We start from the raw sequence: 16,723 nt of genomic DNA, 5'->3' as shown, positions 1-16,723 counted from the left end.
CCTATTCCCCCTTCCGTCCACCGACGGTCATTTCGGACACACGAATTGTCGGCTGTCCGCAGTTCACCGGAAGACTTCCACTGACCGAGCCGCACATCCCCTGACCATGATCCAGATTGTTGCCGACCATATCAATATTTTGTAGGGTTTCAATGCCTTTGCCGATCAACGTTGCGCCTTTGACCGGCTCTGCAATTTTACCGTTGCGAATCATATACGCCTCTTCGACTGCAAAATTAAACTCGCTCGTCGAGGTGTTCACCGAACCCCCGCCCAGCGATTTGGCATAGATCCCGTACTCCGTATTCGCAATGATCTCTTCACGGGTCGAATCCCCGTTTGCAATAAACGTATTGTTCATACGGGATGCAGGCGCGAATTTATAGGACTGTCTTCGTCCCGATCCTGTCGCAGGTACACCCATCTGGCGCGAGCCCATGCGGTCGATCAGGTATCCTTTTAAAATGCCGTTCTCGATCAGTACGTTGCGCTGTGTCGGTGCTCCTTCATCATCGATATTGAGCGAGCCCCACGCGTTCTGAATCGTTCCATCATCTATAGCCGTGACAAGCGGTGAAGCCACCTGCTGCCCGATCTTATTCGCAAACACGGAGGTTCCATGGGCCACCGCCGTAGATTCCAGCCCGTGTCCACATGCCTCGTGAAAAAGAACGCCGCCGAACCCATTCTCAATTACGACGGGTAGTCTGCCGCTAGGCGCATATCCCGCTTTGACCATCGTGGTCGCAATACGGGCGGCGTGTCTGGCATTTTCTTCGATATTCAGATTCTCCAGGAATTCAGTTCCCGCATACGCTCCCGGCCCGCGAAAACCAGATTGTCTATGCTCCCCATCAGTCGCAATCGCGCTTATTCTCATACGTGTATACGTACGAGTATCCTCCACCAGTAGCCCGTTGCTATTGGCGATCAGCACGTTCTGGATTGAGTTACTAATCCCAATGGAAGTTTGCGTGATGGAAGGATCGTATTGGCTTGCCGCCTCATGCGCCCGTCTCATCATGTCGATCTTGGCGCGTTTCTGTGAACCGTCAGGAATGATCGCAATTGGATGGTGATTAGGTATAGCATGAGGATGGAGTGTAATGGTGTGTGTACCTGGCGCTCCACCTCCGCGAATGGCCTTGGCGGCCGATTTGGCCAGTCGGATCAGGCTCTGGTCGCTCGTATCACTGGTGTAGGCATACACCGAAAAATGCTCCTTCATGATCCGAATACCAATTCCAAAATCCCGGCCTGACAGCGCCGTATCCACGACGCCTCCGGTCATGCCCAGTTGTCCATTGGTGCGGTCCTCGACGAACACCTCTGCAAAATCTCCGCCCGTCTCCAGCGCGGCTTGCAGCATATCCTGAATCTGTGTTGGATGTATCATCACGTTCCTCCTCGTTTTTGCCATGTTTCTTATTGTACGGTTAAACGTTCAAGATAATATGCGGGTTCATGTTTATTTCCCATAACTTTACTATACATGATGTTGGGAGTGGGTGTAACTATTTGGGTGGCGGTGTTGGGAGGGGCGTGAAGATTTATGGGTGGGGATTGAAATGAGAAAACCCGATTAGACCGTGAAGGGCCCTGTCGGGTTAGCTTGAGTTGCTTGATTACTGGGTGGATTGAGCAAGTACGTGCATATGAGGTCGCTACGTAGACGGATCATTCTTCCGATCGCTGTTGCCCCCAGATTTTTTTGATTATATTTTAACGGTAAAAATCCGGGTTCAAAGGCGAACGCTCCGCTTCTTCAGAACGATTCCGTCCCCTTCGCTGCTATGCTTGGGTTTGCTTCATTTTGTTTCAATCTCTAACTTGTTAGTTAAAATACTTTTCTCTAAACGGATATAATACAAAACATGGTTTAGTTCAATCTCCGTTGAGTGTAAATAATAAGCCGCTTCCTTAACCGCATCCATGCTCAACGCTCCTGCTTTGGCAGCGATAATGTTAAACGCATCTCCAAGTAATTTAATACAAGTTTGAATCCTCTCTGTGTATTGCTCTTCAAGTTCTACTAACTTTTCATACTCCGCTACCATGTCACTCTGAGAAGTCAAAATATCCCCCACCTTTTGGTACGTATATGAGTACCAGTTTTACAAAAATTATATGTTACGTTTATGCGTATCGTCAAGAAAAATTTGTAAAATAAGGTGGGGAACCTAATGGCAAAGAAAGTAATTGTGAAAATAAACGAAATTACGAGAAAACACAATATCTCCTTGAGAGAACTATCACGTTTATCTGATGTACGACACGCTGCTCTAAGCGAACTTCAATCAGGTAAACGTGAAAGCATCAATTTTAATCATATTGAAAGAATTGCCGAAGCTATGGGAATAGAAGATATTCGGGAGATTATTGATTTGGTTGAGATGGAAGAACTAGAATAGTTATCCTCAGCTATTTGTCCATAACCTCTAAACTCAACATTTCGCAGTGGACACCTCACTGAACGCTTCCTTCCATCCATGGATCTGCTAAAGTAAGGGCTAGTAATCCAAGATTTCTTTCAGATCGTTAAGCTTTTCAGCGAACAAGGATTCCCACCTTCCACTGTTAACCATTGCTGTTAGTTTGTTCGGAAAGTACTTGAATGTATAGCTGTGTTGTTTTCCTCATTCTAAGGCGCCATTCGGGAATATCCAATTACAAAAAATCTACTTTGAGAAGAGTCATAGTACTACCAGAAGATCTGTCCGTTCTCGAATATTCTTTCAAACAGATATGTGAACCTGTACGATTTTGAACAATCCATGCTTTTGGATCAATATCTGTGTATGCATTCATTTGGATATTTGAAGTTAAACTTTCTTTAGCAAATGATTTGTTATGGATAGGAGCACCTAATTTCAAGAAATTAATCTTGCCAACAAGACTCTTTGACATTTTAAGATGAGTGATTATGCCATATTTAGAACCAATTACAGCATAATTTCCTAAATAAAAATCTAGTATTCGAAATACGGCTACAAGCTTGGAAACCATAAATTCGTTGCCAATTGACTTAATTGTATCAAAATCAAATGGTGCAGACATAGATATGAGCTTGACCATTTGTTCTGGAAGAAGATATTCTTTTGCGAATTGGTTGGCTTCAATTTCAAGTGGTTTTCTGGATGAATCTTGTATGTCGGTTCGCGAGCATTCAAATTGTTGCCCTTTGTGGTTTAACATAAAATGCCCGAGTTCATGGGCCTTTGTAAAATTAATTCGTCCAACATTCTTAATATCCGTATTAACAAGAATAATTATTTTTCCTTCAGCACGAATCAAGCTCCCCATATAATTTGGATCACCGTATTCCATCTCATCATAGATAATATTATAATGTTCAAAAATTTGATTAATTCTCAAAGCAGGTACAGTTGTAATATTGAATTCACGAAATACTTGTTGAGCCTTTTCAGCGGCTATCATTGCTGTGATTTGCCGAGTAACTCAGTAACTCTATTTTTAATTTTGGCTTTTGTTTCAAAATCAATCTCCCCATCTGAACGAGCTGCGATCTCCCAATCTTCTAGGCTATCAGAATTAACTATAGGAAACTTAACAATATTATCTTTAGTTCCGGTTACGCCAAATGCCCCCTGTAGTATGGATTGCATCAGTAATTCACTATCCTGTCTCGATTGCTCAACTGATTTCTCTAATTCGTCAAATAGAGTCATAAATTGGTCTACTTTTTCAACAATCCGTTTTTGTTCGTTTAGAGGAGGCAGTGGGATAAGTAAGCCTTTAATTTGCTCTTGTGAAACATTTTTCATTGAATCACTTGTTCCGGTAGCAATACCTGAGTAATATTTCCGAGCACTAGGGCTAAGGTTAACCAAATTTATATAGGCAGGAATAACTTCATCTGAAAATAACAGCCTTAAAATTTTGTCACTAAGCAATAATCTTTCTGGTGTTTCTTCCACTATAACACTTCTTGCAACTAATTCAGCAGTATTTGCCCTTGAGATTAAAAAATCCCCTGCTTTCACTTCAAGTTTCTCCTTTTCTTTTTTCATTTCTGGTAAATACTTATTTTCGTTTGGATTAAATCTCCCCCAAGTTACAGCACTTATTTTTAGTACTCCCCATTCTGGGTATGTTGCAGAATAATCATGGCACTTTGGGCTCCAACCTGCATCAATACCAAATATAAGCTCTCCCCATCGAACCCATCCCCAACCCTGCGGCAACTCATACGGAGTCTCATCCTCCGTAATCTCAGGCAATGGCTTAAATTTCTTGATTTTCTTTTCTTTAATCAATATCTCTTTCTCAGCCTTAATCTTCTCCAATAATACACTTGCAGGTTCATCGTTCGGGTCTTGTGGTACAAGTTTACCTTGAACGGCTTCTTGGAAGATAGATTGCCGAAGAATAGATAAAAGATTACTGCAATCATCTAGGGTGTGTCTTCAAACTGTTTAACAAAGCTTAAATAGGTTAAATAAAGTAGATGAGTACACGATACGAAATCCAAGATCAACAATGGCGGCTAATTCAAAAGCTGTTTCCACCCGAACGTAAACCACAAGGAGGACGTCCCGCTGTGGACAATCGATGGATGTTAAATGCCATGCTTTGGGTCGCTCGTTCGGGTGCCCCATGGCGGGATCTACCAGACACCTTTCCCCATTGGAAATCGGTATATACTCGCTTTCGGCGCTGGCAGAAAGCAGGGATTTGGGATAAGGTTCTAGAGCATGTTTCGCTTGATCTCGACGAAGAAAGCATAATGATTGATGCCACGATCGTGCGGGTCCATCAGCATGGATCAGGCGCAAAAGGGGGCAAGACAAGCAAGCAATCGGACGATCCCGAGGCGGACTAAGCACGAAAATTCATGCCGTGGTTGATGCGTTGGAAAACCACTTCGTTTCGAATTGACGGGAGGACAGGCCCATGATTCTGTCCAGGGATACGAAATACTCCAAACCATTGAACTAACCATGAAGCAAGTCTTAGCTGACCGGGCGTATGACACCAACGCTATCCGATCTCTTTTGAAAGAGCATGAAGCGATCCCGGTGATCCCAGGGAAGAAAAATCGGCGGGTGAAACCGAAATACGACCACGATCTCTACAAAGAGCGTCATTTGGTGGAATGCTTTTTTAACAAGGTGAAAAAATATCGTCGACTTGCTACTCGCTATGATAAATTAGCCTGCACTTTCCAGGCTTTTTTAACGCTGGCTTCCATTCTCGTATGGCTTGCTTAGGTTTGAAGACACGCCCTAGTCCGTGATAAGATTCCACAGATTATTGAAGCTTCAGGAAAGAAAGCAACAATAATGGTGTTGGATGACAATGACTACTCAGACATGCTCGATATGAAGTTAGAGGAGGAACTTCAGGAATATCTTACTGCTGAAACTGCTGACCAGGTTGGAGAATTGGCGGATTTGGTTGAGGTCGTTTATGCTATATTGGATAATCAGGGGATTAGCATAGAGGAGTTTGAGCAGATAAGGCTGGAGAAGAAAGAAAAGCGTGGGGGATTTAAGAATAGACTGTTATTGGTTCAGGTTGATGAATAAATGAATAATTTCAAAAGCGAGGGGACAATTTATGCCATACATTAATTCTGCTTGTCTGATCAAAGTTTCTAAAGCATACTTCACCTGTTTTGGTGAATGGTCATCAAAAATAACTTACGCTGTTCCCAAGTGTTTGTGAAAAGAGCCAAGGTTTAAAATCCTCCTTAGCTCTTTTCTAACACTATTATTTACCTAAAAGATTAATAAATTTACTCAGTTCTTCTTTGGCTTCATCGGTTGTCCCGTTCAACTCGTTCAAAAGCTCAAACAATTTTTCATATGAATTCGTAATATCTGCTTTTACTTCTGACAACTCTTGAGCCACTTGTGAAAGTGGAATAACGCCTTCTTCTTCAAACTTGTCGACATAACGTGGAATGTTCAAATTGTACTCATTTTCTTTGATTTCATCCAAAGATGCCACATGAGCATATTTCTCAACGTCTTTACGGTTACTGTAAGTCTCGATAATTTTTTCGGTGTTTTTAGGAGAGAGTTTGTTTTGGTTCTTTCCTTTTTCAAACTCATTTGAAGCATCAATAAACAAGATATCTTTACTTTTCCGAGCTTCACGACCTTTGAACACCAGCACACAAGTTGGGATGCTTGTGCCATAGAACAAGTTAGCTGGTAATCCAATAACAGCATCTAACAGATTGTTGTCGATGATATTTTTACGGATTTTACCTTCAGACGCACCACGGAAAAGTACCCCATGCGGTAACACGATAGCCATTGTTCCAGCTTTATCCAAGTGGTACAGTCCATGAAGAACAAAGGCATAATCTGCCTTAGAAGCAGGTGCTACACCATAACCCTTGAAACGTGTATCTTTTTCTCGATCAACGTCTTTTGTATCCCAATTCTGAGAATATGGTGGGTTTGATACGAGCGCGTCAAACTTCAAAGGAATTTGTGTGCCGTCTTTTTCTGCAAATGGCCAATCAGCATCAAGTGTGTCTGCCCGTTTCAACTCCATATTGCGATAATTCACCCCATGCATCATCAAGTTCATGCGGGCCAAGTTATAAGTTGTCGTATTCAACTCTTGACCGTAAAACTCAACGCTTCCTTCTTCGTTACCATTTGGCAATTCTTTTTGAACTGTCAATAGAAGTGAACCCGATCCCATAGTAGGGTCATATACACGGAATTGATTGCCAGTACCAGCTGCGTCAATCGTAACAATTTTCGCCAAAACTTGACTAACTTCATGAGGTGTATAGAATTCCCCACCTTTTTTACCAGCATTGGCAGCAAATTGCCCAATCAAATACTCGTAAACGTCGCCCAAAATGTCACGACCGGAATCGTCTTTGAAAGTAAACTCGTTAATCATCAAAACGATATCATTCAAAGCCTTTGCACGTTCGTTTGTACTTGAGCCTAGACGTGTGTCCCCGAGGTTAACATCTGAAAATACATTAGCAAAGTCCGCTTCTGCGATCGCGTTACGTTTGGCATTTGTATTGAACGAGTCAAACATGTCTTGGAAATCACTAGCTTTGATTTTGTGATTTTCAATTTTTGATACGATTTTATCCCAAGTGTAGGCTGGGTCAATCGCATATCCGATACCTTTACTGATTTCTTCAAGGTAATCTTCTTTTTCAGTCTCATCTGTCACTTCGTAGAACTCTTCCAAATCATTGACTTTTAAGTATTCATCTTGATTTTCTGATAAGTAGCGATAGAACATAAATGGCAAAATATAGTTCTTGTACTCACTTGCATCCATAGTTCCACGTAGTTTGTTAGCCATTTCCCATAGCTTTGATGTAATATCTCTTGCATTACTCATTTGTGTAATCTCCTTTTCTTATATAAACATTTGTTGAAGCAGTGATTCCTTCAAATTTTCAAGCGAATTTAACTCACGCTTCTGAAGAGCGATAGTGACGTTGAGTTGCTCAAAGAAATTACCAATTTGGAGCTGTTCCTCCTTGCCTGGCAATAAAATTTTCAAACTCAATAAATCTTCCGGGCTAACTGATTGGCGTTCGTACACAGTACCTTGTTGATACCGTAATGAATACCGAACAAAGTCTTGTCGTGTGACGAACATTTCGACATAGCTTGGAAATGCTAACTTGTCATTTACTTCGAACGTCACATAGATTGGGCTGAACACCGCTTTTCCATAACTATTTCGTGAAATCGCACCAAACTTCAGGTTAGCAGGATTATAGACGATATCATTTAGCTCAGTGGCTTTATACTTTTTAGCAGCTTTATCACCCACAACAAGCTGTTCTCGTTCGTAACGTTCTGTTTTAGGTGTAACACCTTTCTCAACAGTAAATGATACTAGTGGATAATTCTTGTTTTGTGGATGCTGAACATTACGTTCAGTTAGCACGTCACTCAACTTACGCTGTTCCCAAGCATCCGTAAATCCTGCAAAGCGAATTTCAGGAACATCGGCTCCATCTTTCGGAAACATTTTTTGAAGCAGGCCCTTTTTCGTATCCTTCAATAGTTCTAACTTACGCTGATGAAGGGTGATGAGGTTGTCGAGGTGATTAAACAAACTGCTGATTTTCATTTGTTCATCAAGACTTGGTTCTATAATAATAATACTATTTAAAATTTCTTGGCTAACATTGAACCGTGTGCTCCCACCTGCTTTACTTTCAATCTGTTTTCTATTAACGTTGTTTAAAGAAAGTTCTATAAAGTAAGCATCGTAATTATTTTTTCTCTTTCCTCGAATTGAAAAACCGCTATAAAGTGCATACTCATCTTGTAAATATGCCTTTGCCCATCCAACTTCTTCAGAAATTTCAGAAGAACGAACAAAAACTAAATCACCATTCTCGACTTTGTTTTTTTCCTCTATCTTTTTATCAACTCTAACAGAATTCCTTATTTTTTCGTACGTAAGTGGTTCCTTAGCTAAAATATCCATAACGCTAATCATTTTTCTACCTTTACCATAATTTTCTTTCGGGGCATTTATACCATTAGAGAAAATCAATAAATCACCTAACCTACGCTGTTCCCAAGCATCTGTAAATCCTGCAAATCTGATTTGAGGTGGTTTTGCTATGTTATCGCTCATTCCTAATCTCCTTTTTGTAGTCTGTATAATTTCATCACTAGACTACTCACCCTTCTTAATTACATCTGCCATTTCGTAAAATGCCTTACGGAATTCAATACGATATCGCACCCAGGATAATTCCGCAATCTTTTCATCTGCAATTTCTTTATAATCAGCTCTTGCGTCATTCATGATTGCTGTTAACTCACCTTGTTTATCCACATCCTCTTGACCTAAACGATGTTTCTTAATTAAAGTTTCAAGTTCCTTAGGCTTTGTGCTGTTATCAAGCCCCCATGTACGGATGAAGTTTGTTACAAGTTGAATATTCGTATCCTTTTGTGCTCTATCCATCGCTTGGTTCATTTTTTCAACACTTCGGGGTGCTGGATAATTATCAAATTCAAACTCTTTTGAGAAAATTTTAGATACAAAGTTGCGAATCTTAGATTTTTCTCTTTCATTATCTGACTTGGCAATTTCAATATGGATTTCATCACGTGTCTTTTCTGCTTTAGACATAAAGTTCGCATGAACTTCGTCAGCCATTCGAGCAATTAAATCAATTAAGTAGTCATAGTTGATGGTAACGTCGTGAATATGAATCATAGAGAGATTGACTTGCGAAATATCGATGTTTTCTCGCTTAGCACGTCGTTCTTTCAACTCACCGGCGATGACAGTTGTTAAAATGACTTCCTGCTCCTCAGTAATCCCTAAACGTTCATAGAACTCTTCAGGTTGATCATAAGCAGAAACAGGATTTTTGTCATCATCTTCGGTATATTGTTTCAACTGACTAAGCAAACGATTATACTCTTTCAAATTTTCAAAGACTTCATCCTGTGCTTTTTCACTTGGTGGTAATTGTACAAAATCATCTGTAAGCGACCCAAGCTTCTTGATGACTTCTTGCATCTCAGCTTGAACCTTACTGAATGGTTTCGAAATGATACCAGACTCTTCATTACCTTCTTTCAAATCTTCAAGTGAAAGCTGTTCGGCTGCAGATTCACGATTTGAATAGATAGCAAAAGCCTTATTCATTTCATATTCGTTTTGTTCTGGCCAACGATAGTTAACAACATTCCCCCAAGGCTTATCAACAAGGTTATGCATTCGGTTTGTACGTGAGTATGCCTGAATCAAGTTCCCACCCTTAAGCGTTCGGTCAATATAGAGCGTATTCATCTCAGGGGCATCAAAACCGGTTAAAAGTTGGTCAACAACGATAACCAAATCTAAATACTTACCATCATCAGCTGTCTTGTTCAACCGTCGTGCTAAGTCTTCTGTGTAGGCTTTAACTGTCGTCATATCAAAAGCTGTGCCAAACAATGTGTTATAGACTTTAATGGCTCTATGCAAGTTCTCGTTCGTTTTTAGTTGATGAATACTATTAGATGTATCTGCTGAGAAACTCACCGCAACTTTTAATCGTTGCTCTATTGGACGATTCGCATTTTCTTCAGCAAATTTATCGAAGTATTCCATCGCTCTTGGTGTACTTGCTTTGTTACCTCCAACGTGGACTGTAAACAAGGCATTATACTTGCGATCATTTGAACGTTTCTTCCAGTTTTCGAAGATGTCGTTCACTACCAATTTCACATGTTCTGGACTATAGTCGTAGACACTTCCACGAACATTATCGTCGATATCATCTTCGGTCGGATCTTTAGGAGCCTCGATCGTTTCCTTGAATTCAACGTTAAACCCTAAGACGTTTTTATCTGCAATAGCTTCCTTGATGGTGTAAGCATGTAGAATATCACCAAAAATTTCTCGTGTTCCGGGGAATTTTGGTGTCCCAGTATAGCCAACCCAAGCAGAATTAGGAATAGCTTTTCGGATCGTTTCAAGCATACCTTCATTTTCAGTACCGTCACCAGTTGAACGGTGGGCTTCATCAACGATAAAAAGAATACTTTCATTCAATGGCTTGAAGCTATCCCGTGCTACATAACGCGACATCTTTTGGATACTTGTCACAATTATGTTCTTATCGCTTTTCTTCGTTAGTTTGCGATGAAGATCTGAGATATTGGCTGTGTCACCCACCACACCCGTTTTCCCTTCAAAACCCGCAACAGGATCATAGGCTTTATAGGCATCAGCGGTTTGGTTGGTAAGTGCGATTCGGTCAACCAAGAAGACAACTTTATCCACATTAGATAGACGGCTTGCAAGCCACGCTGTCTTAAAACTTGTGATTGTTTTACCTGAGCCAGTCGTGTGCCAAATGTATCCTAATCTACCATCATCATACTTGAAGTCAAACTTTCTAACTTTATCAAGCACACGCTTTGTGGCATAGACTTGATAAGGACGCATGACTTTGATACTTTCTTTGTTTTTAGTACCATCAAGTACCATGTAGCGTGTTGCCAAATCATGAGCCATTGGAATTGACAATACTTTATCCGCAAACACCTTCCACGAACGAATAGGGCGAGCATCATCTTCATTTTGCCAGTTGAATGCAAAAGCTCGGTTAAAGCTTTTGAGCGGGGTATTTGCCATGTAACGAATATCATACTGCGTCATCGCGATTAGAATTTGCAAGGTTGAAAAGATACCACTGAATTGTTTTTCAGCAATATACTGTTCCATCTGGTTCAAGGATTCTGTAGTACTGTGAAGTGCTTTCTTTAATTCGATTTGAATAATTGGCAAACCATTAATAAGCAACGTCACATCAAATCGACGATTTGGCTTACCATCAATTACTTTTGGCCGTTTAATTTGATTTACCACTTGATAAACAGTGTTCCCACCACCGACTTGAGCTTGGTCGAATACTGTCAGAAAAACATGCTTACCATTGTCAAGGTCAACTTCAATTTCAGAAACTCCGTTAATACCATACAAAAATTGTCCAGCATGGTAAGGTGATTCGATACTAGTGATGATTTTCTTCACCTGGTTAAATTCAGTAACAGACAATGGTTCATCTAAACGAGCACGATTGTTTTGTTCTAGGATCATTTTAAAGTTATCCCAGAGTTGTTCGGTTGTTCTTATGTCTTTTTTGTATTCCCATTGTTTTACTCCACCGATTTTGGTCAAATAATCGACGACTTCATTTTCAAATGCTAATTCCGATTGGCTTTTCATTTGATTATTTCCCCTCTAAAGTTTCTTCTATGATTGAGCTCGTAAACTGTCCGATCAAGTCTGCGTATTTGTTTAGCCTACTTTGTAGCTTCAATGTTTCTACGTAAATAGCACCTACTTTGTGCTGCTCCTCAAGAGGAACGACGGGAATAATAATCTCCTCTAGAGAACGAAGTGGAATTCTTAGAACAGGGCCACTCCCCTGCAACTCCCTTTCTTTTTGTCGCCTCACATCTTTATAAGCATTAAATAAGAAAAGGAAATATCTCTTATCAAGTTTTTCGCTATCAAACTCTATTTTTGTGAAGTTGAGGGACAACACTTTACCAACATTAATTTTACCGACCATTGTTGCAAGCTGTAATGAGTTACTGATAACAACGTCACCTTCATTTAATGATATGTTATTTTGAGATAAAGACTTTGACTCATCTTCAACTACTACGTCCTCGTGATTATAATCAGCTTCAAAAGACGACTGGTCATAATAATTTATTACTTGAGTACTAAACTGTTTTTGCGCCCTTGTTGGATTTATACCTGGAACGAATGTTACGAACTCTTTTAATCCTCTTTTCTCCAAATAAATCACCCCCAAACATCAGATTGCATTTTTTGAAATAATCCTATATTACACATTAAATCACATCCATTTTGTTTTGTCAAACGATAATATGTAATTCGATTATATTTCATATTATCGAACTTCGCCACTCTTTTCTGCGTAAAAGTAAGACCCCGGAGGTCAAAAAAATCCCCCGAACCATTCGTCCGGGGGAACATAAAACACACTTCTATATTTAGTTAAAAACCATTTAACCTATTGCCACCAACCTATTTCAAATATATTACTACCACACACTCCACATGTATCGAGACGATGGAAAGGATATACTTCCAATTCATTTAAATGAATATCATTCAATTGCCTCTATTTTCTTTTCAGATAAGCTAACATACTCTCTTTTTAGCAAAGAATAATGATATTGATTGCATATCGAACCATCACTAAACCAGTAATGCTCTCGATAAGTCCCTTCCAGCTTAAAATGGAATTTTTCTAATAATTTTATGGATGTTTGATTACATGCTGCAACCGTCGCGTAAATTTTATTCAACTCTAAATCCTTACGTTCAAACATTGTGTTTAAAAATAACTCAAGTAATACATTTGCATATCCTTGCTTCCTATGCCTTAAAGGCAAGTAGTATCCGATCTCGGCACTTTTATTCCGAGAACTATAGTCAAAAAGCTGTATCTTGCCTATCCGTTTATTAGTGTTAGTTCTATCAACTAAGATATATATTAATAGCCCATTTTCGAGTCTTTTCAATACATTCTCTTTATAATTGTTATATGGAGGTAGTTCGCTTATGGGTCTACAAGTATGCTGCTCTTTTTCGGTTTCAGTATGACTCCACTCATATAAGTCTGGTAAGTAATCTTCAATATTCCCACTATTTAAAAGTACAAGTCCTCTTATCATTCTATCACTCCATTATTTTTAAATTTAGATCGTTTGGATAGGGCATCATTTTGGTTTTAAGTATCTGTATTGGCAGCATGAAAAGCATCCAAATGGCAAACCATGTGGCGTATTACCATATTCCTATATTAACTCATGTTACACTTCCCGCTCATACTCCTACTTCCAAAAATAAACATAGTAAATCCCCCAACGAATGGGTCATTCTGTAAACTAAATCTCTCTTTTAACCGATAAATACATATGCTGGGTTGTTTATTAAACATCACCTCTCGCCCCTTTTTAGCGTACAAACCTTGTTATACATATTTATCTTGACTCACTGTTGTGCTCATCTGCTGCTTCTATAATCAGAAGCAAATGCAAAATGACGTGCTTTACTTGGAAATACCCATCGCATCTAGAAAGGAGTTATGAACTCACTTGAGCGTATTATCAGATGGGATCGGATATGAAAGCCTACGTTTTTATGGTCCCTTTCACCCACTACACATTGAACTACTTCAAATAACACGTACCATCAACGATCATGCCTATTTACACATCAGTGGCATGCTCTCCGAAGAACAGGGAGCGGCTTGTATTGGTCAAAATATGGAGCAAGAGCCGATTGTGATTCGTCAGTTGAATGATCAGGGACAATCGCTGAGAAGGCTGTTCCATGGGATTGTTACACGTATGTCCGTACACTGCGTACGAGGCGTGTATACGTTTGAATTGGAGGCCGCTTCCCATTCATACCAGATGGATATTAAACGTAAAAGACGCTCCTATCAAGATATTCACCGCACCTATGATGATCTGGTCACAGCACTGGTTCGAAAATATCAGTACGGAGATGCCATTGATACGGTAAGCCACTATGCCAAACTGGAGACATTTGTTTTACAATATGATGAGACCGATTGGGCGTTTTTAAAACGTCTCGCTTCTCGCTTTGGTTCCGTACTTGTGCCAGAGGTAACCGCAGCCTCGCCCAAGGTTTTCTTCGGGATGCCAGAAGGCAAGCAGCATAAGGTGGAGCGGGATGTATTTTATCGAGTTCAGAAAACGTTTCATGAGTTGGATGCGGAAAAGCCGGGGGAACGTGCTGGCTCGTATGTCACCTATAAGATTGAAAGTCTGCAATACTATGCGCTTGGCGACCTCATTACGTTACCCATTGGACAAGGTAAAGAGTTGGTCGTGGTTCGAGCAGTGACTACGCTAGCGGATGGCCTACTGCGCACCCGTTATGATCTTCAAGCTGAACAAGATATCCGCTATGCGCAGTATGAAAACGATCAGGCTACTGGAATTTCGCTGACAGGAACGGTGCTCAAGGTACAGCAGGATTTTGTACAGCTTCAACTGGACATTGACCCGAAGCAAGATCCTGCCAAAGCCTGCTGGTTTCCCATCGCCACCTGTTATGTCGCGGAAGAACATAGTGGCTGGTTCGATATGCCTGAGATCGGGGAACAGGTGGAATTGTATCTGCCCACCCACCGCGAACAGGATGCCTATGTGACGGATTCGCTGCGACAACAACGCCACACCAATGGACAGCCGAATGTGAAGGTATGGCAACATGTGCAAGGTAGCGGCGTAGAAATGTCTGAGCATGAGCTGACTCTATCCACCTCCGGTGAATTTTCCATTACACTTCATGAAGGTAACGGCATTACGATTGACAGTCCGGGGAATGTGCAAATTCAGGGTGGTCACGTAAAGCTTGTTGCTGGACAGGAACTTTCACTGGAAGCTGGAACGGCGCTATACTTAAAAGGTGGAGCCAGCAGCATGGTATTGGATGGTGAGACGGATACCAAGGCTCCAGTGATTTATCAGGAAGGTACGGTGAAGGCACCTGTTTTCGTAGCCGACCTCCCTCCTGTACCTGAGCCACCATTGATGAGCATCAAAGCATTTGAAGCAGCTCAATCAGCAGCCAAGGATTCATCTAGCAGCCATGCCTCTACCCCTAAAGCAAAAGTCACAAGTCCAGCAGAGCTTAAACAGGCGAATGCCATGATGGGGACAGTATCCAAGCTATTAGGCTCCATTCCGGTAATGGGGAAAGTGGCTGGCGTTGTTGTGGGAGCGCTAAGTGGACCTGCGGGAGGTGTAATTTTGAGAGCAACCGCAGCGATCCCTGTTCGGAGCAAAGGAACCCCTACCGTTGGAGGCAGTAGCAAGGGGAGCGAAGTTCACCCATTAAAATACTTGGCTGGTTTGGCCATGCAAGGGTTGATTAGTATACACGAGCATGAGAAAGCTAAACAAGCCTATTATAACAAGTGGATTCTAGGAAAAGTGTATACGAGCGCACGTCATATAGCTCATTCCGGCAGCACATTGGAACTGGTACAGAACCTACTTAAAGAATCGAATGCCATGGTTCATGCGTATCAGCAGGTTCCGGAAGAAGTAAGAAAACGCTGGAGAGCCAATTACGACAGCCGCATGGCACAACAGCAGCCTAAACAACAAGTTGAGAAGCCTAAGTCTTGGTGGGATCGTTACCTGGGTTATACGGGTAGTAGTGCGATGATAAAAAGTCAAATAGCCATGGAACAGGCACATGCATCTGAAAAAGCAGCAAACAGCCTAGTTGAATTATACAACGGCATAGAGCAGGCTAATAACGTAAGGTATCAAAATGCAGGAAACTCCATTGGTGAATTTTTAGATTATTCGTCATTTGGTATACCTAAAGGATTGTATCAAGCCTACATGGAGCGTGCACGTAATCAAGGTAACTCTGGTAGTGACGCTATCAATTTTGCTACATTTGGAATAACAGAGGCTATACGTGGAGCTGTGACACCTGAAGATCCTTTGTCACCAGACCATTTGTCTAATATCATTAGTGTAGCAGGGTTCCTTGAGGGAGTCGGTTCATTTCTCAAGCCGAAAACTATACTAAATTCACCAGTCAAAGAACCTGTTCATCCAGGTCCTAAAATCATAAATGAAAAAACAGAGCCACTCCACCCTTCAAATTCAAAACCTAATAAAGTTGAGAAGCCAGGCGAGGCTGCTCAGGGAACGGTAAACAGATTTCCAACCAGTCGAATCGATTCTGTAATGGATCAACATGTTATTGAAGAGGTTGCGAAGGCCAGAGGTCGATTGTCCAACAAATACAAAGAAACAGGTAATTTCGCTTATGCAGAAGTGAAGGTGTCAGGAGTTGAGAAGCAAGATTTTTATGCCCATAGTAAAATTCATAGCTCTGCTAAAAAGATACCTGGAACCGAAGAGTTCTCTTTCAAACCCAACAATCCAAAATTCAAGGCAACCGAAGCTCCAGATGCAGAAGGAAATATATATATGAGAGATGGGGATACAGAATATAAAATTTTAAATGATGTAGCAGATCAATTAGGTGATAATCACAAGGCATCAGGAAATATTAAGCTCTTCACTGAAAAAGATACATGTGGAAGTTGTAACGAAATCATCCAACAATTTGACAAAGAATATCCTAACGTTAGAATTGAGGTTATCCATAATAGTGGCGTGACTATTAACCCTAAATAATT

12 protein-coding genes and 1 pseudogene are annotated in these 16,723 nt (G+C 40.9%); 4 read left to right on the top strand and 9 right to left on the bottom strand.

The features are described from left to right. Position 1: 1 nt before the first annotated feature. Together ACQW03_RS19160 and ACQW03_RS19155 are read right to left on the bottom strand one after the other, a co-directional pair. A complete protein-coding gene (locus ACQW03_RS19160) occupies positions 2-1,396 on the bottom strand; it encodes a TldD/PmbA family protein (protein WP_441951206.1) in 1,395 nt (464 codons plus the stop codon). A gap of 412 nt (positions 1,397-1,808) precedes the next feature. After that, the gene (locus tag ACQW03_RS19155; RefSeq protein WP_328800522.1) at positions 1,809-2,075 is read right to left on the bottom strand and encodes a hypothetical protein; all 267 of its coding nucleotides are present in this window, start codon (positions 2,073-2,075) and stop codon (positions 1,809-1,811) included. 108 nt (positions 2,076-2,183) lie between these two features. On the opposite strand from ACQW03_RS19155, the gene ACQW03_RS19150 reads away from it, so the two are divergent. Continuing rightward, positions 2,184-2,411 carry a helix-turn-helix domain-containing protein gene (locus ACQW03_RS19150; protein WP_328800523.1) on the top strand — a complete coding sequence of 76 codons (228 nt, stop codon included), beginning with the start codon at positions 2,184-2,186 and terminating at the stop codon, positions 2,409-2,411. Between the two features lie 256 nt (positions 2,412-2,667). Here ACQW03_RS19150 and ACQW03_RS19145 read toward each other — a convergent pair whose 3' ends face one another. Both ACQW03_RS19145 and ACQW03_RS19140 read right to left on the bottom strand, forming a co-directional pair. Beyond that, positions 2,668-3,438, bottom strand: coding sequence for an ImmA/IrrE family metallo-endopeptidase (locus ACQW03_RS19145; RefSeq protein ID WP_328800524.1), 771 nt, complete (start codon positions 3,436-3,438; stop codon positions 2,668-2,670). Continuing rightward, positions 3,435-4,307, bottom strand: coding sequence for a restriction endonuclease subunit S (locus ACQW03_RS19140; protein WP_328800525.1), 873 nt, complete (start codon positions 4,305-4,307; stop codon positions 3,435-3,437). The genes ACQW03_RS19145 and ACQW03_RS19140 overlap by 4 nt, the downstream gene beginning before the upstream one ends. A 161-nt stretch (positions 4,308-4,468) precedes the next feature. Between ACQW03_RS19140 and ACQW03_RS19135 the strand changes: the two are divergent. Further along, positions 4,469-5,231: pseudogene (locus ACQW03_RS19135) on the top strand (IS5 family transposase). A gap of 72 nt (positions 5,232-5,303) precedes the next feature. Next, positions 5,304-5,549: a nucleoside triphosphate pyrophosphohydrolase gene (locus ACQW03_RS19130; protein ID WP_081112477.1), complete on the top strand. Its 246-nt coding sequence runs from the start codon at positions 5,304-5,306 to the stop codon at positions 5,547-5,549. A 184-nt stretch (positions 5,550-5,733) separates the two neighbouring features. Here ACQW03_RS19130 and ACQW03_RS19125 read toward each other — a convergent pair whose 3' ends face one another. From ACQW03_RS19125 to ACQW03_RS19105, 5 genes are all read right to left on the bottom strand, one after another. Next, positions 5,734-7,350: a type I restriction-modification system subunit M gene (locus ACQW03_RS19125; RefSeq protein ID WP_328800526.1), complete on the bottom strand. Its 1,617-nt coding sequence runs from the start codon at positions 7,348-7,350 to the stop codon at positions 5,734-5,736. 18 nt (positions 7,351-7,368) lie between these two features. Then, a complete protein-coding gene (locus ACQW03_RS19120) occupies positions 7,369-8,610 on the bottom strand; it encodes a restriction endonuclease subunit S (RefSeq protein ID WP_328800527.1) in 1,242 nt (413 codons plus the stop codon). Between the two features lie 42 nt (positions 8,611-8,652). Continuing rightward, complete coding sequence (locus ACQW03_RS19115; RefSeq protein ID WP_328800528.1) at positions 8,653-11,709, bottom strand: type I restriction endonuclease subunit R; 3,057 nt, start codon at positions 11,707-11,709, stop codon at positions 8,653-8,655. A gap of 4 nt (positions 11,710-11,713) precedes the next feature. Then, a complete protein-coding gene (locus tag ACQW03_RS19110) occupies positions 11,714-12,301 on the bottom strand; it encodes a restriction endonuclease subunit S (RefSeq protein WP_262384613.1) in 588 nt (195 codons plus the stop codon). 325 nt (positions 12,302-12,626) lie between these two features. Next, complete coding sequence (locus ACQW03_RS19105; RefSeq protein ID WP_441951201.1) at positions 12,627-13,196, bottom strand: GNAT family N-acetyltransferase; 570 nt, start codon at positions 13,194-13,196, stop codon at positions 12,627-12,629. Between the two features lie 423 nt (positions 13,197-13,619). On the opposite strand from ACQW03_RS19105, the gene ACQW03_RS19100 reads away from it, so the two are divergent. After that, complete coding sequence (locus ACQW03_RS19100; protein WP_328800530.1) at positions 13,620-16,721, top strand: deaminase domain-containing protein; 3,102 nt, start codon at positions 13,620-13,622, stop codon at positions 16,719-16,721. The last annotated feature ends 2 nt before the right edge of the window (positions 16,722-16,723 follow it).

It is taken from the genome of Paenibacillus sp. DRB1-1 (genome assembly GCF_052119485.1).
In the GTDB taxonomy this organism is placed as follows: Bacteria; Bacillota; Bacilli; order Paenibacillales; family Paenibacillaceae; genus Paenibacillus; species Paenibacillus polymyxa_B.
The sequence above is the reverse complement of the archived record's forward strand: the minus strand, read 5'-3'. Positions and strand labels throughout refer to the sequence as shown.